Consider the following 23,741-nt stretch of genomic DNA (forward strand, 5'->3'; position numbering starts at 1 on the left):
GCCGGAGAACCGCCATGCCCGCCCGCCTGCCGATCCTGCTCGCCTTCCTCCTGCTCCTGCCGACGCCGAGCCCGGCGCAGGAGGGTACCGGCGCCGCCGTCACCGCCGGCCGCCCCGCGCCGCCCGCCCTGCCGCACGCGCCATCGCTGGCGGAGAGCATCGACGACCCCGCCACCCTGCTGCGCCTGGCCGGCCAGATCCTCGGCGCCGGCCGGGGCGGGGAGGCGCTGGACCTGCTGGAGCGCGCGGAGGCCCGGTTGCTGACACGGTCCGAACTCGCCAGCCGGGCCGACCGGCCCCGGCAGGGGGGCGCGGTCGGGCAGATCGCCGCGGCCCGCGCCGCGCTGGGGGGCCGGGACCGCCCGGCCGCGATCGCCCATATCGACCAGGCCCTGGCCTGGCTGGAGGGGGAGCCCGTGCCGGCGCCGCTGCCCGAAGTGCCCGCCTTTTCAACGCCCAACGCCGTGGGGCCTATACCCCTGGCGCAACGCCCGGTGCCCCTGCCCGGCATCGCGCCACAGGACATGCCGGTCGGCGGCACCGCCAGCCCGCCGGTGCCGATCGGGCCGGATGCCGAATACCCCCGGGCACCTGCCGGCCCCGGCGACATCCCGCCCAGCTCCTCCAAGACGCCGGGCTGAGGCACCGCCACGCGGCCGAGCCAACGGGACGTGACCAGGACGCAGGGCTGCCGCCCGGTCCCGGGGCGCGGTTCTTGCTCGCTTTTTCCAGCGCGCGCCCTTATGTGTGCGCCGCATCAAGTCAAAGGGCCCGCTTTGCGCCTGTGATGGCCGCCGTCCGGCGGTTCGTCCCGGGGCGCCCGGGGTCGGCCCGAACCGGAAGTCGGACTGCACCCATGGATATCCGCAACGTCGCGATCATCGCCCACGTCGACCACGGCAAGACCACGCTGGTGGACAACCTCCTGAAGCAGGCGGGTGCCTTCCGCACGAACCAGGTGGTGGCCGAACGGGCCATGGACCGCAACGACCTGGAACGCGAACGGGGCATCACCATCCTGGCCAAGTCCACGGCCGTGGAATGGAAGGGCGTCAAGATCAACATCGTGGACACGCCCGGCCACGCCGATTTCGGCGGCGAGGTGGAGCGCATCCTCTCCATGGTCGATGGGGCGGTCGTCCTCGTCGATGCGGCGGAAGGCGTGCTGCCGCAGACCAAGTTCGTGCTGACCAAGGCGCTGGCCCGTGGCATTCGCCCGATGGTCGTCGTCAACAAGGTCGACCGCCAGGATGCGCGCCCGGACGAGGTGCACACCGAGATGTTCGACCTCTTCGCCGCCCTCGGCGCGGATGACGACCAGCTCGACTTCCCCATGCTCTTCGCCTCCGGCCGCCAGGGCTGGGCGGATGAGACGATGGACGGGCCGAAGAAGGACCTCTCGGCCCTGTTCGACCTGATCCTGAAGCACGTCCCCGCGCCGGGCCTCGACGCCTCCCTCCCCTTCGCGATGAACGCGGCGATCCTGGAGGCCGACAACTTCCTCGGCCGCATCCTGACCGGGCGCATCGAGCAGGGCACCGCCCGCCTGAACATGCCGGTGAAGGTGCTGCGCCGCGACGGTTCGGTGGCCGAGACCGGCCGCCTGACCAAGCTGATGACCTTCTCCGGGCTGGAGCGCGTGCCGGTCGACGTCGCCTATGCCGGCGACATCATCGCCATCGCGGGCCTGGCCAACGGCACCATCCCGGACACGATCTGCGACCCCTCCGTCAGCGCGCCGCTGCCGGCCATCCCGGTCGATCCGCCCACCCTCGCCATGACCTTCCGCATCAATGACGGTCCGCTCGGCGGGCGCGAGGGCAAAAAGGTCACCTCCCGCCAGATCCGCGACCGCCTCTTCAAGGAATCGGAGGGCAACGTCGCCATCTCCATCAAGGTCAGCGAGGAAGTGGACGCCTTCGAGGTTGCCGGCCGCGGCGAACTCCAGCTCGGCGTCCTCATCGAGCAGATGCGCCGCGAGGGCTTCGAACTCACCATCGGCCGCCCCCGCGTGCTGATGCGGGAGAACCCGGAGACGGGCGAGAAGGAAGAGCCCTACGAGGAATGCCTGGTCGACGTGGACGAGGAATATTCGGGCGTCGTCGTGCAGAAGCTGTCCCTGCGTAAGGGCCAGATGCAGGACATGCGCCCGTCCGGCGGCGGCAAGCAGCGCCTGACCTTCCTGATCCCGTCGCGCGGCCTGATCGGCTACCACGGCGAATTCCTGACCGACACGCGCGGCACGGGCATCATGAACCGCATCTTTGCCGGATATCAGCCCTGGGCGGGGCCGATCGAGGGGCGCCGTAACGGCTCCCTCATCAGCAATTCCGATGGCGAGGCGATCCAGTACGCGCTGTTCTACCTGCAGGAACGCGGCACGCTGTTCGTGGACCCCGGCGTGAAGGTCTATGTCGGCATGATCCTCGGCGAACACAGCCGGGACAACGACCTTGATGTGAACCCCATCAAGGAGAAGAAACTGACGAATATCCGTGCCGCCGGCAAGGATGAGGCGCTGCTCCTGGTCCCGCCGCGGCGCATGAGCCTGGAGCAGGCCATCGCCTATATCGAGGATGACGAGCTGGTGGAGGTGACGCCGAGCGCGATCCGCCTCCGCAAGCGCTACCTCGACCCCAATGAGCGCAAGAAGCAGTCCCGCCGCGCGGAGAGCGAGGCGGCGTAAGCCGGCCTCCCGACCCGACCGGCAAGGCGAGGATCCCCGCCGGGATCCTCGCCTTTTTCATGGCCGCCGTCCGCCATAGGATTCGCCGAAGCCGGCCATCGAAGCTGGCTCTTGGCCGCGGCAGCCCGCCGCGGCGTAGCGTCCGGCGTGAGGGGGCCCAATCCGCGGGCCCGCCGCAGGAACGACGATCATGACCTGGCTTGCCAGGGCGCGCCGCGCCCGCACCCCCCGCCGACCCACCAGGCCGGCCCATGCCTGCCATCGCTGGTATCCCGATGACGGGGACGATGTGGTGCATGGGGGGCGCGGGATCGATGTCCTCAACCTTCCCTCCCTGACCGCCGCCAGCCTGATCGGCGCGCTGCGCCTGTCCGGCCGGGGTGATCCGCGGCCGGGGCTTTCCATCCTCATCGGCGCCGATGGCGCGATCACCTTCCCGGACGAGGCCGGGCGGGAGGAAGCCGTGAGCGGCACCATCGCCATCGAGGGCCGGCGCCTACACTTTTTCGGGATCCGGCGCATCGAGTTCCGGCCCGAGGCGTGATGGCGCGCAGCGCGGGCCGCGGATGAGGCCCCGTGGTTGACGGATGGGCCCTGCCTCCGCTCCCATCCCGCGCATGGACCCGATCGACGATGCAGCGCTGATGGCGCAGGCCGAGGCCGCGCGCGGCTTCGCCCATGCCCCCTATTCGCGCTTCCGCGTCGGTGCCGCGCTGCTGGCCGATGGCGGCGCGGTGATCCCGGGCTGCAATGTGGAGAATGCCAGCTACGGCGCGACGATCTGCGCGGAGCGGACCGCCGTGGTCGCGGCGGTCGCGGCCGGACATCGGCGCTTCACGGCCATCGCCATCGCCGGGCCCGCCGGCATTGCGCTCGGCCCCTGCGGGATGTGCCGCCAGGTGCTGTCCGAATTCGCCCCGGACGGTTCGCTGCGCGTGCTGACGCGCGATGCCGCGGGCGCCATCCACGCCACGACCATCGCCCAGCTGCTGCCCGCCGCCTTCAGCGCGACGGACCTCGCCAGTTCAACCCGGGACTAGGAAGGCGTGGGGGGGGGCGCCCGCGGCGCACCGCCGGAGGAGGTCCGGTTTGGGGGGGGTGCAGCGCGCCGCGGGCGGCCAGTCCGCAGGGTGGGGGGCACCCGCTGGACCTGGGGAAATCCTACACGGATGGGGGGTATACCCCAAGGATATTCCACCAGCGCGCTGCGCGGGGGAGACGCCTCACCCATGTCCCTGACGCACGACGGCATGAAGGCGCGCTTCATCCAGTGCCGTTTGCGAAACGGCCCGCATCTGCGCCACTATCAACCCAGGCGATGATACGGGACCCGCATGGACACGCGAGACCACGACCAGGCAGGAGGGGACCGGCCCGGTCAGCATGAAGCCCCGAAGGCGCCCCCGGTGGCGGAAAGGCCCCATCGGCTTCGCATCGATGCCCGTGGCCGGGTCCTGCTGCCGCCGCCGCTGCGCGCCGCCACCGGGCTGCTGCCCAACCAGCCGCTGCTGGTGGTGCTGCAGGATGACGAGGTGCATGTCTCCCCGGCCGGGGCGGAGAAGCCGGCCGCCAATATCCGACTGCCGACGCTGGACCGGAAAGGCCGGCTGACACTGCCGGTGCCCATGCGCGGGACGCTCGGCCTGGTGCCGGGTGGCACGGTCCTGATGCAGCCCGTGCCGCCCGGGATGCGGCTGGTGACGCCCGCCCGGCTGCTCGGCCGGCTGCGAGAGGCGCGGGAATCCCTGACGCGGCACCTCGAGCGCAGCTGATCCGCCCCAGGGAAAATGCTTTGGGGACTGGCGGCGCGGCCGCCGACGGGGCGAGAGTGCGCGGATGAACGCCACAGCCTCCCCGCGTCGCGGCCGCTTCTTCAGCGCCCCCCTGTTCCGGGACCGCCGCTTCCTCCTCATGCTCGCGCTCGGCTTCTCGGCCGGGCTGCCGCTGCCGCTCGCCGCCGGGCAGGTGCTGCGGCAATGGTTCACGGAAAGCGGCATGTCGCTGTCCGCCATCGGGCTGACGGCCTTCATCGGCCTCGCCTATGCCAACAAGTTCCTGTGGTCCCCCTTCTTCGACGCGGTGCGCCCGCCGCTGCTGGGGCGGCGGCGGGGCTGGCTCCTCATCCTGCAGCTGGCGCTGATGGCCGCGATCGCCGGGATCGGCCTGACCAACCCGGCCGGGGGGGCGGAGCTGACCGTGGCGATGGCCGTGCTGGTCGCCTTCCTCTCCGCCAGCCAGGACATCGTCATCGATGCCTGGCGGATCGAGATGCTGGGCGAGGATGACGAACGCCAGGCCTATGGGCTGGCCGCCTATGTCTGGGGCTACCGGCTGGCCCTGCTGGCCAGCGGCGCGGGCACGCTGTTCCTGGTCTCCCATATCGGCTGGTCGGGCGCCTACCTCTATGCCGCGGCGCTGATGCTGGTCGGCATCGCCGCGACGCTGGCGGGGCGGGAGGGTGTCGCCGCGCCGGTTGCCGCGATGGGCTGGGGGGAACGGCTGCGGTCCACCGTCATCGAGCCCTTCATCGATTTCATGGGCCGGCGCTACTGGCTGGCCATCCTGGCCTTCATCGCGCTGTTCAAGCTGGGGGAGGCCCTGGCCAGCATCCCGCTGACCGTCTTCTACCGCTCGGAAGGCTTCACCCGGGATGATGTGGCGGCCGTCGGCACCGTCTTCGGCCTGGGGGCGACGCTGGTCGGCGCCCTGGCGGGAAGCTGGCTGGTGGGGCGGATCGGCGTGGGCCGCGCGCTGATCCTGACGGGCGTGACGCAGATGCTGTCGAACCTGATGTACCTGGCCCTGGTCGGCGGCGGGCGGGACATCCCGATGCTGTTCGCGCAGGTGGGGATCGAGAACTTCACCGATGGCCTCGCGGATGCGGCCTTCCTCACCTACCTCTCGGGCCTGGTGAACCGCAGCTTCAGCGCCACGCAATATGCGCTGCTGTCCTCCCTCGCCGCGGTGCCGCTCCGCAGCCTCGGCGCCTCCGCCGGCGCGCTGGCGCAGGCGCTCGGCTGGTCGCAGTTCTTCATCCTGACGACGGTCGCCGCCCTGCCCGCCATGGCGGTGATGCTGTTTCTTCTGTGGCGGCTGCCGCCGCCGGCCCGGCCGAAGAAGATCGTCGCATGAGCGGCCTCTGGCTGACGCCCATCCTGCTGCTGTTCTCCAATGTGGTCATGACCTTCGCCTGGTATGGCCACCTCAAGGCGCCGTCCTGGCCGCTATGGGTGGCGATCCTGGTGAGCTGGGGGATCGCCTTCTTCGAATACTGCCTGGCGGTTCCGGCCAATCGCTGGGGCTACGGCACCTTCACCGGCCAGCAGCTGAAGGTGATGCAGGAGGTGATCACGCTGGCCGTCTTCGCCGTCTTCAGCGTGACCTTCCTGGGGGAGGCGATCCGCTGGAACTTCGTGGCCGCCGGGCTCTGCCTGGTGGCGGCGGTGGTCTTCATCTTCCTGCCCGTCGGCGATTAGGCCGCCAGCACCCCGTGCTGCCGGAGGAACCGCAGCAGCGGCAGCAGCGGCAGGCCGAGGATGGCGCTGTGCTCGCCCTCGATCCGGTTGAAGAGCTGGATGCCCGGGCCCTCCACCCGATAGGCGCCGACGGAGGAGCAGAGGATCTCCCCCTCCAGCGCCAGATAATCCTCGATGAAGGCGTCGGAAACGTCGCGCATGGTCAGCCGCGGGGTGGAGACGTCCTGCCAGATGCGCTCGCCCCCCCGCCAGGCGACCGTCGCCGTCACCAATTCGTGCCGCCGGCCACGGAGGGTGCGCAGGTGCTGGCGCGCGCCGTCCAGCCCCACGGGCTTGTCGAACCACTGGACCTTGCCGTCGATGGTGCAGGTCAGCAGCTGGTCGCCGCCGATCACCAGCGCCTCCGGCCGCCTTGACGCCACGCGCATGGCCTTGGCATCCGCCAGCATCAGGGCGGCCTCGGCGGGCGGGATGCCCTCGGCCTGGGCGGCTTCCTTGATGGCGCCTTCGTCGACCGCGGCGGCGATCGCCTCGAACCGCAGCCCGGCGCCTTCCAGCATGGCGCGGCGGCTGGCGGAGGAGCTGGCCAGGACCAGCGCCGGCGTGTCCGACTGGATCATGCGCCTGCCTTCAGCACGCCGGCGGCGGGGTCCTCCGGCTGGTGGGCCTGCGCGGCGCGGCCGCGGCGGGCGTGCCAGGCTTCCATCAGTTGCAGGACGGTCGCGGCCGTCTCCTCGATGGAGCGGCGGGTCACGTCGATCACCGGCCAGCCATGGGTGGTGCAGAGGCGCCGCGCGGCCTGGATCTCGGCCTTCACCGCCTCATGGTCCACGTAATCCGTCGTGTCGTGGTGCACGCCATGGGCGCCGATCAGCTTCAGGCGGTGGCGCCGGATTTCGATCAACGCATTGGTCTCGATGTGCAGGCCGACCACCGGGCAGGGCGCCGTCTCCAGCTCCGGCGGCAGGGGCGCGCCCGGCACCAGGGGGACATTGGCGGCCTTGATGCCGCGGTTGGCCAGGTAGAAGCAGGTCGGCGTCTTGGACGAGCGGGAGACGCCGACGATGCAGACATCGGCCTCCGCGATGCCGGCCGTGCCCTGGCCGTCATCATGCGCCAGCACGTAGTGCATGGCGTCGATCCGGCGGAAATAATCGGCATCCATCACGTGCTGCGCGCCGCGCTTCTCCCGCGCGCGCTCCCCCAGCGCGTTCTGCAGCAGTTCCATCACCGGCTCGAGCGGCGAGAGGCATTCGAGGCCGAGGCGCCGGCAATGCTCCTCCAGCGCCAGGCGGAGGCTGCGATCCACCAGGGTGAAAAGCACGGGGCCGGGCTCGGACTCGATCCCGTCCAGCACGCGGTCGAGCTGGAGGCGGGAGCGGATGAGGGACCAGCGATGGTGCACCACATGCGGATCGTCGAAGCGGGACAGCGTGGCGCGGGCGATGGAGTTCAGCGTCTCCCCCGTGCTGTCCGAGACCAGGTGCAGGTTCGTCGAGCGGATGGGCATGCGGTTCCGTGCCTGGCCTGGGTGAAGGGGCCTGAGGAGAATAACGGGGACAGCGGGGATGACGGGGAAAACCCCGGCGGGTCAAGCCCGAAGCGGGGGCGAGTGGGGAGAACCGCGCATTCCGCCGCACACGGGGGAAACCCGCCGGGCTTCCGCACGGCACTGGGGATGGTCCGGATTGCCGAACGCTGGCAGGGGCTTGGCCGCCGAAGCTCGCGTGGACAGGGCTGTGGATGAAAGCGGGGCGACCGGTGATCCACACCGCCCACACCCCCTATTACCTACCACTATCATTTAAGGATTCTTTCTTCTTGCCTGGATGGGTCGCCGGAAGCCGCGCCATCGGGCAGGATGCGGGCATGGATCGAGGGAGGCTGGGTTGACGGTTGAGGCGGGAGCGGCGACGGGCGAGAACAAGCCCCTGCTGCGGGCGGTGTCCGGTGAGGCCGTGTGGCCGCCGCCGATGTGGCTGATGCGCCAGGCCGGGCGGTACCTGCCGGAATACCGGGAGGTGCGGGCCAAGGCCGGCGGCTTCATCAACCTCTGCACGACGCCGGAGATGGCGGCGGAAGTCACGCTGCAGCCGATCCGCCGCTACGGCATGGACGGCGCGATCCTGTTCTCCGACATCCTCATGGTGCCCTGGGCCATGGGCCAGGGGCTGCGCTTTGCCGAGGGCGAAGGGCCGGTCCTCGACCCGATCCGCGATGCCGCGGGGGTGGCGGCGCTGGAGCTCGAGAAGGTGCGCGAACGCGCGGCGCCGATCTTCGAGACGGTGCGCCTGACTCGCGCGGCGCTCGACCAGCATGCCAACAAGGTCACCCTCATCGGCTTCGCCGGCAGCCCCTTCACGGTGGCCTGCTACATGGTGGAGGGGCATGGGTCGAAGGATTTCCACACCGCCCGCGGCATGGCCTTCAACGACCCGGCGCTGTTCGGCCGGCTGATCCGCACCCTGGTCGATGCCACCATCGACTACCTGCTGGCTCAGGCGGAAGCGGGGGCCGAGGTGCTGATGCTGTTCGACAGCTGGGCCGGCATGCTGCCCCCCAGCCAGTTCCGCCGCTGGGTCATTGAGCCCACCGCGACGATCGTGCGGGCGCTGAAGAAGCTGCATCCCTCCATCCCCATCATCGGCTTCCCGCGCCTGGCGGGGCCGCTGATCGGCGAATATGCGCAGCGCACGGGGGTGAACACGGTGGCGATGGACACCGCCATGGACCCGCGCTTCGCGGCTGCCACCGTGCCGGCCAATGTCGGCCTGCAGGGCAATCTCGACCCGCTGGCGCTGATCGCCGGCGGCGCGGCGCTGGAGGCGGAGGCGCGGCAGATCCTGGCGGCCATGCGCGGCCGGCCCTTCGTCTTCAACCTGGGCCATGGGATCGAGAAGATCACGCCGACCGAGAACGTCGCCCAGCTCGTCCGGATCGTCCGTTCAGGGGGCTGAGGGCGGCAACAGGACGAAAAGGCGGGCGGGGTCGCGCATCGGCCCCGCTTCCTCGGCCGCCGCATCGCCCCAGCCCGTGAAGAGATCGGCGCGCGCGGCGCCACGGATGGCGCCGCCCGTGTCCTGCGCCACGGCCAGGCGCTCCACACCCCTGCCGGCGATCCAGACGGGCGTCCCGAGCGGCGTCCGCGTGCGATCCACGGCGATCGACCGGCCGGGCGTCAGCGGTGCCCCCAGGGCGCCCAGAGGACCCTTCCCGGGCGCCAGCCCCGCCAGTTCGCGGAAGAAGATGTAGCTGGGGTTGCGGGCCATCAGGGCCGCGGCCTCCCCGGGCGGCGCGGCGCGCAGCCAGTCGCGGATGGCCTGCATGGACATCGCCTCCCGCGCCACCGCCCCGCTCTCGATCAGGAAGCGGCCGATGGCGACATAGGCGTGGCCGTTCTGGGCGGCATAGCCCAGGCGCAGCACGCGGCCATCGGGGAAGGCGACGCGGCCGGAGCCCTGGATGTGCAGGAAGAAAGCGTCCACCGGATCGACCCAGGCGAGTTCCAGCCCCTGCCCGGCCAGCGCGCCGCCGGCGATGGCGGCACGGTCGGGGAAGGGATGCAGCCTGCCATCCCGCACCAGCCCCGCCGTGCGGCGGCCGCGGAGATCCGGGGCGAAGGCGCCGAGATCGGCCTCCACCAGCGCCGGCGGGCGGGCCAGCAGGGGCGTGGAGAGGGCGGGGGTGGGCGTCGGGCTGCCGCGCAGCTCAGGCTCGAAATAGCCGGTCAGCGTGTCCTGCCCGACCGCCCAGGGGGTGAAATGGCGGGTCAGGAAGGCACGGGCGGCACGCTCATCATCCGGCGGCAGGGCGGCGGCGGCAGTGCAGGCAGGGGCGAAATCGCCGGCATCGCGGGCCAGGGGGCCATCGCCGCCCAGCGCGCGGTCCGGCGGCAGCCTGGCCAGGACGGCGCAGCTTTCGCGGAAGGCGGGGATGGACTGGGCGACGCGGTCGGACTGCCAGCCGGGCAGGTCCGTGAAGGGGACGGGGTGCGGCAGGGGTTGGGTGCAGGCGGCGAGCGCCAGTGACAGGGCGACCAGGGAAGGCAGCGCCTTCCCCGGACCCCATCCGCCAGGGGGCAGAGCCCCCTGGACCGTCATCGGTTCAGACGCTGCGCGTCGCAACCAGGCGCCAAGTGGGGTCGGGGTTCTTCAGGTCGCGCTGGAAGGTCCAGACGTCGGTCAGCTCCGTCACCGCTTCCGCCCCGGCGGCGATGCTGCCATCCCGGGCGGTGGTCAGGTTGACCTGGTCGCTGACGAAACGGACCGTGACATCGGCGACGGTACCGCGCAGGTCCGCGGCCTCGAGCGCCATGTCCTGCATCGCGCGAACCTCGCTGCGCTGGGTCTCGCCCTCACCCTCGCGGCGGGTGATCTCACCCTCGAACCCCGCATAGGTGTCGTCGGAGAGCAGCGCGCGGAGCGTCTGGCGATCACCGCGGGCGAAGGCGTCCACGATCATGCGGAAGGCACCCTCCGCCCCCGCGAGGAAGGCGTTGGGCTCGAAGCCCGGATCCACGCCGCGGATGCGCATCAGCACCTGGCCGACGGGGCTGCGCGGATCGGGGACCGAGACGCGGGCCTGGCTGGCGGTGGCGACCGTGGCGGGCGGCAGCTGGGGCTGGTCATTGTCCACCGGCCGGGGGCCACGCGGATCATAGCCCTTGCCGTCTTCCCGTGGCGGCCGTTCGAAGCCCGTGCGGCGGCCCAGCACGCTGCGCAGGCGCAGGACCAGGAAGGCCGCGATCATGGCGAACAGGATCAGATCGACAGGAAAGCCGCCGGACATTGCCAACTCCTCATTCTTCACTCACTTAAGGCCGGCCGGTGCCACCCGCAACGCCCCGTGGCCTGTTTGGCCGCGATTGCGCCGAGGATCGGGCCCCGCTAACGCCGCCAGCCCGCCGAAGACGCCAACCGGGAGCCGCCTGCCCATGATCCTGCTCCGCCACGGCCAGAGCGAATTCAACCTTCATTTCAGCGCGACCCGCCGCGACCCCGGCATCCAGGACCCGCGCCTGACCCCCCTGGGGCACCAGCAGGCGGAACAGGCGGCGGAAGCCCTGGAACGCGAAGGTATCACGCGGATCATTGCCTCCCCCTATACGCGGGCGCTGCAGACGGCCGAGCCGCTGGCGAGGCGGCTCGGCCTGCCGGTGCTGGTCAATTCCCTGGTGCGGGAACGCTACGCCTTCACCTGCGACATCGGCAGCCCCGCCACCGCGCTCAGAGCGGAATGGCCGATGCTCGACCTGTCCCATATCGAGGAGGTGTGGTGGCCGGCGACGGAGGAGCCGGCGGACCAGGTGCTGGCCCGCGCCGCGCTGTTCCGGGGCGAGACGTCCGCCCTGCCGGATTGGCGGACCACGGTGGTGGTGGCGCATTGGGGCTTCATCCTGGCGATGACGGGCCAGAGCGTGGGCAACGGCACCTGGCTGCGCGTGGACCCGACCGAGCCGGCCCTGACCGAGGTCAGCTGGAAGCACCACTGACCCAAGCCGCTGTTTCTGCTGTCCTTTAGGGGTTTTAGACGCTGTATTTTGAGGACGTCTTAATTCCCTTTACGCCAACCCCTTGATATCGCCTGTTTTTCGTCCAGCCACTACAACGGATTTAGCCGGTTATGGGCATTTAGCACCGTTTTTCGGCCTGCCTGCCACCCCCGCCACCGGTCGGAATCCACCCCGCGGCACATCGAACATAGCAAGAACAAATACCCCAACGCCACTCTTTTCCCCTCTCCCGGCGGTCCAGGGTCGCCTTCGACCCTGGCGGGGGTTGCAGGGGGCAGCGCCCCCTGCCGGCCGCCCCCCCCCCGCTGGCCCCATCCCCTCACCCGTGCTAGCCGGGCGGCCACCGCACGAGACGGAATCCCCATGTCCGACCAGACCGCCAATCCGAACGGCACCATGCCGATCCAGCTCAACATCCAGTACACCAAGGACCTGTCCTTCGAGGTGCCGGGCGCGCCGGAGATCTTCGTCTCCCTGAAGGAACAGCCGCGGGTGGACCTCGCGCTCGATGTCCAGGCGCGGCCGGTCGAATCCGGCGGCAATGTCTATGAGGTGTCGCTGCAGATCCGCGCCGATGCGAAGGTGGGGGAGACCCCCTGCTTCATCGCCGAGCTCGCCTATTGCGGCGTCTTCACCATCAATGTGCCGCAGGAACACCTGGAGCCGGTGCTGCTGGTGGAATGCCCGCGCCTGCTCTTCCCCTTCGCCCGCAACATCCTGGCGGATGTGACGCGCGATGGCGGCTTCCCGCCGGTGCTGCTGGCGCCGATCGATTTCGTGGCCCTGTGGCAGAGCCGCCGCGGCCCGAACGCGCAGCAGGACGGCACGGCCTGATCCCGTGCCGGGGCGCGAAGCGGCGCCGGGCCGCGTGGCCCGCCTCGGCCACGCACCGGCACGCTTCCGCGCCGCGCTGACACGGCGGCTGGACGGCGCCGGCTTCTGGCGCGCGCTGGCCACCGCCTTCGGGCTTGGCGCCTTCGCCGCGCTGGCCCTGCCGCCCGTGCATGCGGTGCCGGTGCTGCTGGTGGCCCTGCCCGGCCTGTTCATCATGACGATGGAGGCGCCTTCCGCCCGCCGGGCGGCGCTGGTCGCCTTCGCCTGGGGCTGGGGTTTTCACGTCGCCGGCCTGCACTGGCTGACCAATGCGATCCTGACGGAGGTCGAGCGCTACTGGTGGCTGGTGCCGCTGGCGGTGCCGGGCCTCGCCATCCCGCTGGCGGCCTTCACCGTCATTCCGGCGCTCATCGCCCGATGGGCGGCGCCGGGCTGGCCGCGCATCCTGGCCTTCGCGGCGGCCTGGGTGGCGGCGGAGATGCTGCGGGGCGTGCTGTTCACCGGCTTCCCCTGGAACCTGATCGGCACGGTCTGGGCCTTCGGCGCGCTGCCGATCCAGTCCGCCGCCTGGATCGGCGTGCATGGGCTGGGCCTGGTCACGCTGCTGGTGGTGCTGGCGCCGATGATGGGGGGCCGGGGTGCGGCGGGCGGCCTGGCCGTGATCGCCGCCTTCGCCGCCTTCGGCATGGCCCGCCTGCTGCCGCAGGAGCCTGATCCCGAACCCGTCGCCCTGGTGCTGGTGCAGGGCAATGTGGCGCAGGAGGCGAAGTGGCGGGAGGAAAGCCGCATCCCGATCTTCCAGCGCTACATCGACCTGACGGCCGCCGGCGTGCAGGCGGCGCGGCGCGATGCGCCGGACAGCCGCATCCTGGTGATCTGGCCGGAGACGGCGAGCCCCTATCTGCTGGCGAATGATCCCGGCGCGGCCCGGCTGGCCACCGCCCCCCTGCCCCCCGGTGCCACGCTGCTGGCCGGCTCCGTCCGCGCCGAATTCGCCGCGGATGGGCGGCCGACGCGCGTCTGGAACAGCCTGGTGGCGCTGGATGCCCAGGGCGCTGTGCTGGATGCCTATGACAAGGCGCATCTGGTGCCCTTCGGCGAATACACGCCGCTGCGCGGGCTGCTGCCGATCCGCCTCGTGCTCTCGGCGCTGGATTTTTCCGCGGGCCCCGGCCTCCGGCGCATCAGCCTGCCGGGGCTGCCGAGCTTCGGCGGCCTGATCTGCTACGAGGTGATCTTCCCCGGTGCCGTGACCCCGGCCGAACGCCCGGCCTTCCTGGTGAATGTGACGAATGACGCCTGGTTCGGCGTCTCCGCCGGGCCCTACCAGCATCTGGCCGCGGCGCGGCTGCGCGCGGTGGAGGAGGGCCTGCCCCTGGCGCGGGCGGCGCAGACCGGGATCTCGGCCGTCTTCGATGCGCGGGGGCGGGAGGTGGAGCGGATGGGGCTGGCGGAGACGGGGGTTGTACTGGCGCCCTTGCCCCGGGCGGGAAGCATGACTCCCTTCGCCAGCCTGGGATTGTGGATACCCTTCACTTTTCTCGCATTGGTAGGGTTGTTGTCGGGTATTCTCTCCCGCTGGAAGACTGGTATGGCACGAGTAGCGGGTGACACGTCGTGATGCGCGTAGCAGGCGTGCACTTTAATGAGATTTCTCAAAAGAGTTGACAAAGTCCTACCACGCCGATACCCCTTGGGACGGCCCGGAAACCTGCGTGATGCACGCAGTGATGGGTCCCAACCGGGCCAGGACGGCCCCAGCAAGGGTTGGTAACCTTTCTGGCGCGGAGTTCGGAGTGTTGGCCATGGCGAGTGAAGACGTCGTCGAGCGGGTGGAGCGTGAGCACCGCCCGAGCCCGATCGACGTGCATGTGGGCAGTCGCGTCCGCCTGCGCCGTACGTTGCTGGGCATGAGCCAGGAGAAGCTGGGGGAGGCACTCGGCCTCACCTTCCAGCAGGTCCAGAAGTATGAGCGTGGCGTGAACCGGATCGGCGCGAGCCGCCTGTTCGACCTGTCCCGCGTGCTGGATGTGCCGATCGGGTTCTTCTTCGACGACATGCCGCCGGAGATGGGGGGCGGCCAGTCCAACCGTCGCTTCGGCGGCTTCCAGGAAGTGCAGGACGGCTTCGAGGACGACACGCTTCACCGGCGTGAGACGCTGGAGCTGGTCCGCGCCTACTACCGCATCACCGATCCTTCCGTCCGCAAGCGCGTCTTCGACCTGATCAAGAGCCTGGCGCCGAGCGAGTAGGGGCCTGCCCCTCTCGCCATCCCGCTCGCCCGCCTCCTCGCCAGCCTCCTCGCCCTGGGGGCGTGTTCAACGCAGCTGCGGGTTGTCGAAGACCGGGTTGCGATAGCGCGACAGCGCGGCTGAGAGCGCGCGGGCCAGGTCCCGCTTCTCCTCCGGCGCCAGGAAACCGCCGAGTTCGACGCGGCGGCCCCGCTGCACCAGCAGCAGGCGCGGCGAACCCTCCACCTCCTCCTCCAGCGCCACGCGGGTCCAGTAGGGCTCGAATTCCGTGACACGGCGGCCACCCCGTCCATCGGCGGTGGAGACCAGCAGGCGGCCTTCCGTCAGCCGCACCACCTCCCGCGCCGCCTTGGTCCAGCGACGATGCAGCGTGACCAGGAAGAGGACCAGCAGGACCTCGATCCCCAGGAAGGGCAGCACGGGCCAGGCGCCGAGCAGGGTGAAGAGCACCGCGGGGATGGCGGCACCCAGGCAGGACAGCACGACGAGCCAGCGCATGCCCCGGTCGCTCAGGCTGCGGGGCGGCGTGCTGACGGCCTCGAACAGGATGGGGTCGGAAGCGGCTGACATCACCTTCCAGTATGGGGTAGGGCTGTCGGAACGCCATGGCCCAGACACCCCGTCCCCCCCGTAAAAAACCAGCCGCCCCGGCGACCCCCGCCGGGACGGGCAAGAAGCCCGCGGCGCGCGCGAAAGCCGCGCCCCGGACGCGTCGCGCCAAGGTGATGAAGGCGGACCAGGCCGCCGCCTTCCTCCGGGCACTCGCCGCCGCCAACCCGGCGCCGGAGACGGAGCTGCATTTCCGCGATGCCTATACGCTGCTGGTGGCCGTGGCGCTGTCCGCGCAGACCACCGATGTGGCGGTGAACAAGGCGACGGCGACGCTGTTCGAGGAAGCCGCCACCCCCGCCGCCATGGTGGCGCTGGGGGTGGAGGGCGTGGCGCGGCACATCCGCCGGATCGGCCTGTGGCAGGGCAAGGCGCGCAACGTCGTCGCCCTGTCCCAGCTGCTGCTGGACCGCCATGGCGGCGTGGTGCCGGAAGACCGCAAGGCGCTGGAGGCGCTGCCGGGGGTGGGCCGCAAGACCGCGAATGTCGTGCTCAACGTGGCCTTCGGGCAGGAGACGATGGCGGTGGATACCCACATCTTCCGCCTCGGCAACCGCACCGGCATCGCGCCCGGCAAGACCACGCGGCAGGTGGAGGACGGGCTGGTGAAGCGCTGCCCGCCGGACATGCTGCGGGACGCCCATCACTGGCTGATCCTGCATGGCCGCTACATCTGCAAGGCGCGGATGCCGGAATGCTGGCGCTGCCCGGCGGTGGCGCATTGCAACCACACGGCGAAGGTGCTGGCGCCGCCGGGGCGATAGCCGGCACACGCGCTCGTGCATCCGGCGGGGGCGCCCCCTCCTCCCGATTGCATAGTATACGATCGTTGCGCAGGGATGGGTCATGGCGACGATCACGGGCTTGGCGGGGGCGGACCGGCTGCGGGGCACGCCGGGGGATGACAGGGTGCTGGGGGATCCGGCGGGGACGTTGCCGGGGGATCCGGCGGGAAGGTTGCCGGAGGGCGGCAATCTCATCCTGGCGCTGGGCGGGGATGACATCGTCTTCGCGGGCTATGGGCGCGATACGGTGCAGGGCGGCGCGGGCGATGACACGATCTCCGGCGCCGGCTTCTTCCCCGGGCCGGGCCAGGGGGGCGCCTTCCTGGCGCGGGATGACGGCGCCGACCGGCTGCTGGGCGGGGATGGTGCCGATGCGATCCAGGGCGCCGGCGGCGATGACACGTTGGACGGCGGCGCGGGGCATGACCTGCTGCTGGGGGAATGGGGGGCGGACCGCCTCGCCGGTGGTGATGGCGACGATGTGCTGGTGGGCGGCCTCGGCGCGGACCGGCTGGAGGGCGGCGCCGGCCATGACGCCTTCGTCTTCGGCTTCACCGCCGCGCCGGGGGCCTTCGGGCTGGATGCCGGCCTCGGCGCGGCGCGGGACACGGTGCTGGACTTCGCCCAGGGCCAGGACCGGCTGCGCTTCGAGGGCATCGCGCCGGAGGCCGTGTCCTGGGACATCCGCGCCGGCGGCGTGCTGGTCCGCATCACCGGCTTCGACGGCAGCCAGGGGGAGATCTGGCTGCGCGGCGTGGCCGGCCTGGGGGAGGCCGACGTCTTCTACGCCTGAGCGGCCCTCCGCGCCCCCCTCGGTGGCGGCCGCTACAGCGCCACCAGGCCGCGCGGCAGGGTGGCGCCGGCCAGCGTCTCGGCGCCGGTGTCGGTGATGAGGAGCATGTCCTCCACGATGAAGCCGCCGATGCCATCGAGGTACCAGGGCATCTCGAAGGCCATGACCATGCCGGGTTCCAGCACCACGTCGCTGTCGGCCGCGGTGAAGGGCCATTCCTCCGACCAGATGGAGGCGCCGAGGCCATGGCCGACATGGCCGCGGGCATAGCTGGGGAAGCCGGCGGCGTGGACGGTGCGGATGCAGGTCTCGTGGATCGTCGCCAGTGCCGTGCCGGGGGTGAACAGGGCCCGGCCTGCTTCGAAGGCATCGAGCAGGGGGGCAAAGACCTCCCGCGCCAGGCGGGGGGCGGGGCCGAGGGTGAAGGTGCGGGCGAGGTCGGCGGAATAGCCGCCGACGACGGCGCCGACATCGACCTTGATGACGTCGCCGGGGGACAGCGTGCCGGGGCTGGACCAGGGGGAGGTGCCGAAGCCCACATACTCCCACGCCGTGACCGGGGCGCTGGCGCCGGCGGCGTGTTGCTGCACCAGGTCGAGGAAGTGGCGCCCGAGGGCGGCGCGGGTCGCACCCTCCCGGATCGCGGGGATCAGGGCCTTGAGCGCGGCTTCGGTGATGGCGCCGGCCTGGCGGAGCAGGGCGATTTCCGTCGCGGATTTACGGGACCGGAGGCGGTCGATCAGCGCCGAGGCGTCGATGACCCGCGCCGGGGCGATGGCGGCTTCCAGCGCCGGGAGATCGGCGGCCGGCACGGCCGACAATTCGACACCGAGGCGCGCACCGGCCAGGCGCTGGTCGGCCAGCAGGGCGCGAAGCTGCGCCAGCGCCGCCGCGCGGTCGAAGGTGGCGGGGCGGGCGAAGCCCGGGGGGCGATCCGCGGTGGCGGCGGCGATCAGGTCCGCCGCGCTCGCGCCATCCCGCATCACGGCGCGAAGCGACAGCGCCTCCGGCCAGATGGGGTGGGTGCGGAGCGGCGCGCAGCCGGCGGCCAGGGCGGGACCAGCGAAGAGGTCGCTGGCGACGGCGCCGACGGGCGCTGACGGGTCGGCGGGGATGACAGCCATGGCGGCGCCGAGCCGCCGCCATCCCGCGGCGACGCCGGCGGGGGCGCCGGTGGCCCAGTGGAAGGCTTCGGGCGAGACGATGAGCAGGGCATCGAGCCCCGCCCGCTGCATCATCCCCGCGGCGCGGGCGCGATCGGCATGTCCTGGCATCCGCGCATCGCAGGGTGGGTCTGACAGATTGTCAATCATCCCGCGCGGCCCCTATCGTCGCGTCGATGGGATGGGAGTGACGGGGATGAAGCGGTTCGTGTTGGGCGCCATCGCGGCGCTGATGGCGGGTGGGGCTCAGGCCCAGGGGACGGCACCGACGACGGAGTGGCGGTTCCACAACAGCTACGCGCCGACGCGGATCGAGAGCCAGCACGCGCGGGAACTCGCGGCCGATCTGCGCACGCGGACCAATGGGCGCTTCGTCCTCAATGTGTTCGAGGGCAATGCGATGAACCTGCGGGACGCGGACGCGCTGCGGACCATGCAGGGCGGCACGCCGGAGATCAGCTTCATCTGGCCGCCCTTCCTGGGGCGCGACGATGCGGCGATGTCGTCCATCCTGGTCTTCGGGCTGATCCGCAACGCGCAAGAGCTGAACCGCATCATGCCGGCGCTGCAGCAGAGCCTGAACGAGGGCGTGCGCCGCTGGAACATCGAGCCCGTGGGCTACATGCAATTGGGCCTGCTGGATGCCGCGATCTTCTGCCGCAGCCCGGTGCGGAGCCTGGATGAGCTGCGCCGCGTGAAGCTGCGGGTAGGGTCGCGGGAGCAGGTGGAGACGTTCCGGACGCTCGGCGTCGCCGCGCAGATCGTGCCGCAGCAGGAGCTGTACAGCGCGATGCAGACGGGCGTGGTGGATTGCGCGCTGTATCCGCCGCGCATCGTGCACACGATCAGCCTGCAGGAAGTGGCGAAGCACGCGACGAGCACGGGCTTCGCCTTCCCGCCCACGCCCTACATCATCCTGGCGCATCAGGGCCGGTTCCGCGCGCTGTCGGCGGAGAACCGCACGGCGCTGCAGCAGGCGACGGCCGCGATGGAACAGCGCAGCGCGCGGTTCGAACAGGATGCGGCGGATGACGAGGCAAGCCGCGTGCGGCTGCGCGATGCGGGCGTGACCTTCCACCCGACGTTCTCTGAGGCCGAGCAGCAGGCGATCCGCACCGCGGCGCTGAACACCTGGGACACGCTGATGAAGGAAGCGGGCGGGCAGGGCCCGGCCTGGCGGGCGCGCATCCAGTCCGCGCTGACCGGGAACTGATGAACGCCATCGATCGGGGGCTGCTGCTGGCGACGCGGGCATTGCTCGCGCTGTCGGCGGCGTGCTGCGCGGCGATCCTGGGGCTGGTCGTGGCCGCCGTCGTGATGCGCTACGCCATCGCGGCGCCCTTCCGCTTCACGGAGGAATTGTCCGGCCTTCTGTTGTCCGCGATGGCGTTCCTCGCATTGCCCTTCGCCATGGCGGGGAATGCGAATATCCGGGTGACGCTGGTGACGGACAAGCTGCCGCCGCTGGGCAAGCGCGTCGCCTGGTTCCTGGGCCAGTGCATCATTGTGGCCTTCTGCGCGGTCTTCGCGTGGGAGGGGTGGGCGATCGCGGATTTCACGCTGATGCTGAAGCTGATGAGCGAGCAGTCGCGGCTGCCGCTCGGCCCCTGGGTGCTGCTGATGCCGGTGAGCGTGGGGTTCACGGGGCTGGTCGCGGCCTGGGTCGCGTTGCGGCCGCCGCCGGATGAGAAGGCGGCACATCTGTGATCTGGACCACGCTGCTGGGGATGCTGACGGCGACCGTGCTGTCGGGCGCCGTGCTGGGCGCGGCGCTCGGCCTGACGGGCTTCGCCATCCTGCATTTCTTCGCCGGGGGCTCCACGCGTATCGGCGTGCAGACCGTGTGGAACACGCTGAATGAGTTCACGCTGACCGCCATCCCGCTGTTCATCCTGCTGGGTGAATTGCTGGTGGCCTCGGGCCTGGCGCGGGGCGTGTATCGCGCCATGGCGCCCTTCTTCGGGCGGCTGCCGGGGGGGCTGCTGCATACCAATATCGCGGTGTGCACGATCTTCGGGGCGGTGTCGGGGTCTTCCATGTCGGTCGCCGCGGCGGTCGGGTCCGTGGCGTATCCGGAGTTGAAGTCGCGCGGCTATGACAAGGCGCAGACGGTGGGGACGCTGGCGGCGGGGGGCACGCTCGGGCTGCTGATTCCGCCGTCGCTGTCGCTGCTGATCTATGGGGCGCTGACGGATACCTCGATCGGGCGGCTGTTCATCGCCGGCGTGCTGCCGGGCCTGATGATGGCCGGGCTGTTCATGGCCTGGATCGTCTTCGCCGCGCTGCGCAATCCCGCCATCGCGCCGGAGGAGAAGCGGGTCGCGATCGCGGAGGCGCTGCGCGGATTGCCCGCGGTGCTGCCGCTGCTGGTGCTGATCGTCGCCGTGCTCGGCAGCCTGTTCGCGGGGCTGGCGACGCCGACGGAGGCGGCGGGCGTGGGTGTGGCGGCGGCGGCGATCCTGGGCTTCACCATCGGCGACCTGACGTTGCGCGGCGTGGGCCAGTCGCTGGTCAATACGGTACGGACTTTCGCGGTGATCGCGATGGTGTTCGTGGGTGCGCTGGTGCTGGCGCAGGCGATCAGCCTGCTGGGTTTGCCGCAGCAGATGCTGGCGGTGGTGTCGGAATGGGGCCTGTCCAAGTGGCTGCTGCTGCTGGTCGTGGTCGTGGTCTACCTGATCCTGGGCTGCTTCTTCGATGGCCTGTCGATGATGATCATGACCCTGCCGCTGGTGTTTCCGTTGCTGACCGGCGTGGGGTTCGATCCGGTGTGGCTGGGCGTGGTCGTCACCATCATGATCGAGGTGGGGATGCTGACGCCGCCTGTCGGCATGAATCTGTTCGTGCTGGTCGGCATCACGGGTGGCGAGGTGAAGCTGGGCGAGGCTGCGGTGGCTGCCCTGCCCTATTGGATCGCCTTGCTGCTCGGCGTGTTGATCCTGTGTTTCTTCCCCGGCATCGCGCTGTTCCTGCCTAGTCTGGCATTCGGCTAGAGGCGGGGTCCGGGGGGCGCCACGCCCCCCGGCGGAGCGCCCCCCTTTGAAGATCTGGGCGGAGCCTCGCATCAGTTGCGTCTGCTGAGTCTTTGTCCCGCGACATAACCCCAGGTCATATACGGCCCGATCGTCGTCCCCGTCCCCACGCCGCGCGTTCCCAGCGGATTGGCCGATGACGCGCCCGCCGCGAAGAGCCCCGCGATGACGCTGCCATCCGCCCGCAGGACTTCCGCGTGTTCGTTGGTGCGGGGTCCGCCCTTGGTGCCGAGGATCGATCGGTTGAAGGGCATGGCGAGGAAGGGTGTGCGTTCGATCGCTTCCAGCCCGCCGCGGCGGCGCTTGTCGCCGGAGGCCGCGGCATCGGCGGCGGAGGGGCGGCCGAAATCCCCATCCTTCTGCGCCGCGCAGAAGCCGTTGTAGCGGGCGATGGTTTGGGCGAGTGCCGTCGCGTCGAGCCCTGTTTGTGCCGCGAGGTCGTCGATGGTGTCGGCGCGTTTCAGCCAGGTGGGATCGGCGCGGGCGCCCCAGCGGGCGGGGGGCAGGCGGTCCAGCAGGCGCGTGTCGCTGATGACCCAGCAGGGCAGGTGGACCGGGTTTCCGTCGGCGTCGCGCTCATCCATCGATTCACCGATGTTGAAGCGCAGTTCGTTGGCGAAGCGCCTGGCGTGGCGGTTGACGATGATGGCGTTGGGTTCGGTGTGGAAGGGCACGGGGCGGGCCATGAGGCGCCCGTGCAGCGTCGTCGGCACGGAGGGTGTGAGCGTCGCCTGGTCCATATGCGCGAGCGCCGCGCCGGCGGCTTCCGCCATGCGGTGGCCGTCGCCCGTATTGCCGGCGGGGCTGCCGAGATAGTCGACGGCGCCCGGGAAGTGCTGCGTGAGAAGCTCGCGATCCCATTCGAAGCCGCCTGTGGCGATGACGACACCGCGACGCGCCGTGATCGTGTGGCGGACGCCGCGCTGTTCGACGATGGCGCCGGTGATGGCGCCGGTTTCGTCGCGTGTGAGTTCGACGGCGCGGGCTTCGGTTTCCACCCGCACGCCGGCGTCCAGGCAGCCTCGCAGCAGGCCCGTGACGAGCGCCGTGCCCTTGCCCCGCGTATTGGTCAGGACGCGCCAGAGCAGGCGCGGCCACAGCCGAAAAGCGGTGCGGAAGGGGTGGTGGTAGAGGTCGGTCTCGACCGCCTCGTGATAGGTGAAGAGTTCCGGGATGGTCGATTTCCGGATGCGGAAGGCGAAGCGCCCGGCCTTCCAGCGCGACAGCGGCAAGGGGGAGAGCATGCGGCCGCGCTGCTTCGCGCCGGGCAGGTCGCGCAGCGGGTCGGGTTCCGGCGTCAGCGCGAAGCGCAGCGGCGAGTTCTCTTCCAGGAAGCGCAGCATCCGTGGCGAGGCCTCTACCAGGCGCTGCCACAGCGCATCCTCGGTCTCGGCCCAACCCTCCGGCGCGGCGGCGCGGATATAGGCCAGCGCCTCCTCCGGACTGTCCGCGATGCCGGCGGCGGCGGCGTGGTGGTTGGCGGGGATCCAGGTGCCGGCGCCGGACATGGCGCTGGTGCCGCCGATGCGGTCGGTCTTTTCCAGCACCGTCACGCGCAGCCCGGCGGCCGCGGCGGTCAGCGCCGCCGTCAGCCCGGCGGCACCGGAGCCGAGGATGAGGGCGTCGGTCTCGGGGGTCATTCCGCGCGGATGCCGCCGGCGCGCACCACCTCTCCCCATCGGCGATATTCCTCGGTGAAGAGGGTGGCGAAGGCGGCGGGGTCCCGCGCCGCGCGCGTCAGGCCGAAGCCCGTGATGCGGGCGGCGATGGCGGGGTCGGCCAGGGCTTCCGCCAGCAGGCGGCGCAGGCGGTCCACGCCGGCCGCAGGCACGGCCTTGCTGGCGAAGAGCGCCTGCCAGCCATCGGCCTCCACGTCGCGCACGCCCTGTTCGGCCAGCGTCGGCACATCGGGCAGCGCCTCCAGCCGCGCGGGGCCGAGCACGGCGAGGGCGCGCAGCCTGCCATCGCGGATCAGCGGCAGGGCGGAGGAGAGGGAGGCGAAGGAGAAGCCGATAGTGCCGGCGACGAGGTCCGGCAGCATCTGCCCCTCACCGCGATAGGCGACGGATTCCACGGCCGCGCCGGTGCGGCTGCGGAAGACCTCGATGGCCAGGTGCGACAGCGTGCCATTGCCGCTGTTGCCGGCGTTGAGCGGCCGCGCGCGGGAGGCGGCGACCAGGCCCGGCAAGTCCCGCAGCGGCGACGAAGCGGGCACCACCAGCACGAAGGGCGCGGAGGCGACGAGGCCGACGGGGACGAAATCCGCGGTGACGTCATAGCCCACAGGCTGCGTCGCGAGATGCGGCACGATGGTCATGCTGACGCTGCCGAGCAGCAGCGTATGCGCATCATTGCTGGTGGCGGCGACGCGCGTGCCGATCATGCCGCCGGCGCCGGCATGATTCTCCACGATGCAGGGCTGGCCGAGGCGTGGCGTGAGGAACTCCGCCAGCATGCGCGCCAGGATGTCCGCGGGGCCGCCGGGCGCGAAGGGCACCACCAGCCGCACGGGGCGCGTGGGCCAGGTGGGCTGCGCGATCGCGGGTGTGGCGAGCAGCAGCGCGGGCAAGGCGCGGCGCGTCAGGGTCATCATGGTTTC

General features: G+C 71.0%; 25 protein-coding genes. 17 read left to right on the forward strand and 8 right to left on the reverse strand.

Annotated features, from left to right (window positions below; translation table 11 throughout):
• The first annotated feature begins 14 nt into the window (after positions 1 to 14).
• The 7 genes from BM041_RS30525 to BM041_RS10515 all read left to right on the forward strand — a co-directional run bounded on the left by BM041_RS30525 (position 15) and on the right by BM041_RS10515 (position 6,162).
• Complete coding sequence (locus BM041_RS30525) at positions 15 to 641, forward strand: hypothetical protein (RefSeq protein WP_175533861.1); 627 nt, start codon at positions 15 to 17, stop codon at positions 639 to 641.
• Between the two features lie 215 nt (positions 642 to 856).
• On the forward strand, positions 857 to 2,686 hold the full coding sequence (typA, locus tag BM041_RS10490; RefSeq protein ID WP_092959142.1) for a translational GTPase TypA: 1,830 nt from the start codon (positions 857 to 859) through the stop codon (positions 2,684 to 2,686).
• A gap of 190 nt (positions 2,687 to 2,876) precedes the next feature.
• Positions 2,877 to 3,230: a hypothetical protein gene (locus tag BM041_RS10495; RefSeq protein WP_092959144.1), complete on the forward strand. Its 354-nt coding sequence runs from the start codon at positions 2,877 to 2,879 to the stop codon at positions 3,228 to 3,230.
• Positions 3,231 to 3,303: 73 nt separating this feature from the next.
• Positions 3,304 to 3,726, forward strand: coding sequence for a cytidine deaminase (locus BM041_RS10500; protein ID WP_092959146.1), 423 nt, complete (start codon positions 3,304 to 3,306; stop codon positions 3,724 to 3,726).
• 294 nt (positions 3,727 to 4,020) lie between these two features.
• Complete coding sequence (locus tag BM041_RS10505; protein ID WP_139226019.1) at positions 4,021 to 4,458, forward strand: hypothetical protein; 438 nt, start codon at positions 4,021 to 4,023, stop codon at positions 4,456 to 4,458.
• A gap of 64 nt (positions 4,459 to 4,522) precedes the next feature.
• Positions 4,523 to 5,818 carry an AmpG family muropeptide MFS transporter gene (locus tag BM041_RS10510; RefSeq protein ID WP_139226020.1) on the forward strand — a complete coding sequence of 432 codons (1,296 nt, stop codon included), beginning with the start codon at positions 4,523 to 4,525 and terminating at the stop codon, positions 5,816 to 5,818.
• Positions 5,815 to 6,162, forward strand: coding sequence for a DMT family protein (locus tag BM041_RS10515; RefSeq protein WP_092959150.1), 348 nt, complete (start codon positions 5,815 to 5,817; stop codon positions 6,160 to 6,162). Before BM041_RS10510 ends, BM041_RS10515 begins: the two co-directional genes overlap by 4 nt.
• On the opposite strand, the gene BM041_RS10520 is transcribed toward BM041_RS10515, so the two are convergent.
• Together BM041_RS10520 and BM041_RS10525 are read right to left on the reverse strand one after the other, a co-directional pair.
• Positions 6,159 to 6,782, reverse strand: coding sequence for a Maf family protein (locus tag BM041_RS10520; RefSeq protein ID WP_092959152.1), 624 nt, complete (start codon positions 6,780 to 6,782; stop codon positions 6,159 to 6,161). The two genes, BM041_RS10515 and BM041_RS10520, sit on opposite strands and share 4 nt — an antisense overlap.
• Positions 6,779 to 7,672 carry a pyruvate, water dikinase regulatory protein gene (locus tag BM041_RS10525; protein ID WP_092959154.1) on the reverse strand — a complete coding sequence of 298 codons (894 nt, stop codon included), beginning with the start codon at positions 7,670 to 7,672 and terminating at the stop codon, positions 6,779 to 6,781. The genes BM041_RS10520 and BM041_RS10525 overlap by 4 nt, the downstream gene beginning before the upstream one ends.
• A gap of 379 nt (positions 7,673 to 8,051) precedes the next feature.
• Here BM041_RS10525 and hemE point away from each other — a divergent pair, with 379 nt between their 5' ends.
• Complete coding sequence (gene hemE / locus BM041_RS10530; RefSeq protein ID WP_281244532.1) at positions 8,052 to 9,119, forward strand: uroporphyrinogen decarboxylase; 1,068 nt, start codon at positions 8,052 to 8,054, stop codon at positions 9,117 to 9,119.
• Here the strand turns inward: hemE and mltA are convergent.
• Both mltA and BM041_RS10540 read right to left on the reverse strand, forming a co-directional pair.
• Entirely contained in the window at positions 9,108 to 10,262 is a 1,155-nt protein-coding gene (gene mltA / locus BM041_RS10535) for a murein transglycosylase A (RefSeq protein WP_092959158.1), read from the reverse strand. The genes hemE and mltA overlap by 12 nt on opposite strands.
• Positions 10,263 to 10,266: 4 nt before the next feature.
• Entirely contained in the window at positions 10,267 to 10,950 is a 684-nt protein-coding gene (locus tag BM041_RS10540) for a Tim44/TimA family putative adaptor protein (protein WP_092959160.1), read from the reverse strand.
• A 145-nt stretch (positions 10,951 to 11,095) separates the two neighbouring features.
• Between BM041_RS10540 and BM041_RS10545 the strand changes: the two genes are divergently transcribed.
• The 4 genes from BM041_RS10545 (at position 11,096) to BM041_RS10560 (ending at position 14,760) form a co-directional block, all read left to right on the forward strand.
• On the forward strand, positions 11,096 to 11,653 hold the full coding sequence (locus tag BM041_RS10545) for a histidine phosphatase family protein (protein ID WP_092959162.1): 558 nt from the start codon (positions 11,096 to 11,098) through the stop codon (positions 11,651 to 11,653).
• A gap of 384 nt (positions 11,654 to 12,037) precedes the next feature.
• Positions 12,038 to 12,508 carry a protein-export chaperone SecB gene (gene secB, locus BM041_RS10550; protein ID WP_092959164.1) on the forward strand — a complete coding sequence of 157 codons (471 nt, stop codon included), beginning with the start codon at positions 12,038 to 12,040 and terminating at the stop codon, positions 12,506 to 12,508.
• A gap of 4 nt (positions 12,509 to 12,512) precedes the next feature.
• Positions 12,513 to 14,129, forward strand: coding sequence for an apolipoprotein N-acyltransferase (lnt, locus tag BM041_RS10555; RefSeq protein WP_245762024.1), 1,617 nt, complete (start codon positions 12,513 to 12,515; stop codon positions 14,127 to 14,129).
• A 184-nt stretch (positions 14,130 to 14,313) separates the two neighbouring features.
• A complete protein-coding gene (locus BM041_RS10560) occupies positions 14,314 to 14,760 on the forward strand; it encodes a helix-turn-helix domain-containing protein (protein ID WP_092959168.1) in 447 nt (148 codons plus the stop codon).
• Positions 14,761 to 14,826: 66 nt separating this feature from the next.
• Here the strand turns inward: BM041_RS10560 and BM041_RS10565 are convergent, their stop codons facing one another.
• Entirely contained in the window at positions 14,827 to 15,330 is a 504-nt protein-coding gene (locus BM041_RS10565) for a DUF2244 domain-containing protein (protein WP_092959170.1), read from the reverse strand.
• A gap of 155 nt (positions 15,331 to 15,485) precedes the next feature.
• Here BM041_RS10565 and nth point away from each other — a divergent pair, with 155 nt between their 5' ends.
• Both nth and BM041_RS10575 read left to right on the forward strand, forming a co-directional pair.
• Entirely contained in the window at positions 15,486 to 16,133 is a 648-nt protein-coding gene (gene nth, locus BM041_RS10570; protein ID WP_092959172.1) for an endonuclease III, read from the forward strand.
• An 82-nt stretch (positions 16,134 to 16,215) separates the two neighbouring features.
• Entirely contained in the window at positions 16,216 to 16,947 is a 732-nt protein-coding gene (locus tag BM041_RS10575; RefSeq protein ID WP_092959174.1) for a calcium-binding protein, read from the forward strand.
• Between the two features lie 32 nt (positions 16,948 to 16,979).
• Here BM041_RS10575 and BM041_RS10580 read toward each other — a convergent pair whose 3' ends face one another.
• Positions 16,980 to 18,221, reverse strand: coding sequence for a M24 family metallopeptidase (locus BM041_RS10580; protein ID WP_175533862.1), 1,242 nt, complete (start codon positions 18,219 to 18,221; stop codon positions 16,980 to 16,982).
• Positions 18,222 to 18,306: 85 nt separating this feature from the next.
• On the opposite strand from BM041_RS10580, the gene BM041_RS10585 reads away from it, so the two are divergent.
• Genes BM041_RS10585 through BM041_RS10595 form a run of 3 tightly spaced genes read left to right on the forward strand, consistent with a single transcriptional unit; the run spans position 18,307 to position 21,103 of the window.
• A complete protein-coding gene (locus BM041_RS10585) occupies positions 18,307 to 19,323 on the forward strand; it encodes a TRAP transporter substrate-binding protein (protein ID WP_175533863.1) in 1,017 nt (338 codons plus the stop codon).
• Entirely contained in the window at positions 19,323 to 19,817 is a 495-nt protein-coding gene (locus BM041_RS10590; RefSeq protein ID WP_092959178.1) for a TRAP transporter small permease, read from the forward strand. Before BM041_RS10585 ends, BM041_RS10590 begins: the two co-directional genes overlap by 1 nt.
• Complete coding sequence (locus tag BM041_RS10595) at positions 19,814 to 21,103, forward strand: TRAP transporter large permease (RefSeq protein ID WP_217648679.1); 1,290 nt, start codon at positions 19,814 to 19,816, stop codon at positions 21,101 to 21,103. The genes BM041_RS10590 and BM041_RS10595 overlap by 4 nt, the downstream gene beginning before the upstream one ends.
• A 71-nt stretch (positions 21,104 to 21,174) precedes the next feature.
• Here BM041_RS10595 and BM041_RS10600 read toward each other — a convergent pair whose 3' ends face one another.
• Together BM041_RS10600 and BM041_RS10605 are read right to left on the reverse strand one after the other, a co-directional pair.
• On the reverse strand, positions 21,175 to 22,782 hold the full coding sequence (locus BM041_RS10600; RefSeq protein WP_092959179.1) for an FAD-dependent oxidoreductase: 1,608 nt from the start codon (positions 22,780 to 22,782) through the stop codon (positions 21,175 to 21,177).
• On the reverse strand, positions 22,779 to 23,735 hold the full coding sequence (locus BM041_RS10605; RefSeq protein WP_175533864.1) for a Bug family tripartite tricarboxylate transporter substrate binding protein: 957 nt from the start codon (positions 23,733 to 23,735) through the stop codon (positions 22,779 to 22,781). Before BM041_RS10605 ends, BM041_RS10600 begins: the two co-directional genes overlap by 4 nt.
• Positions 23,736 to 23,741 lie beyond the last annotated feature (6 nt).

Source organism: Falsiroseomonas stagni DSM 19981 (genome assembly GCF_900114315.1).
Classification (GTDB): Bacteria; Pseudomonadota; Alphaproteobacteria; order Acetobacterales; family Acetobacteraceae; genus Falsiroseomonas; species Falsiroseomonas stagni.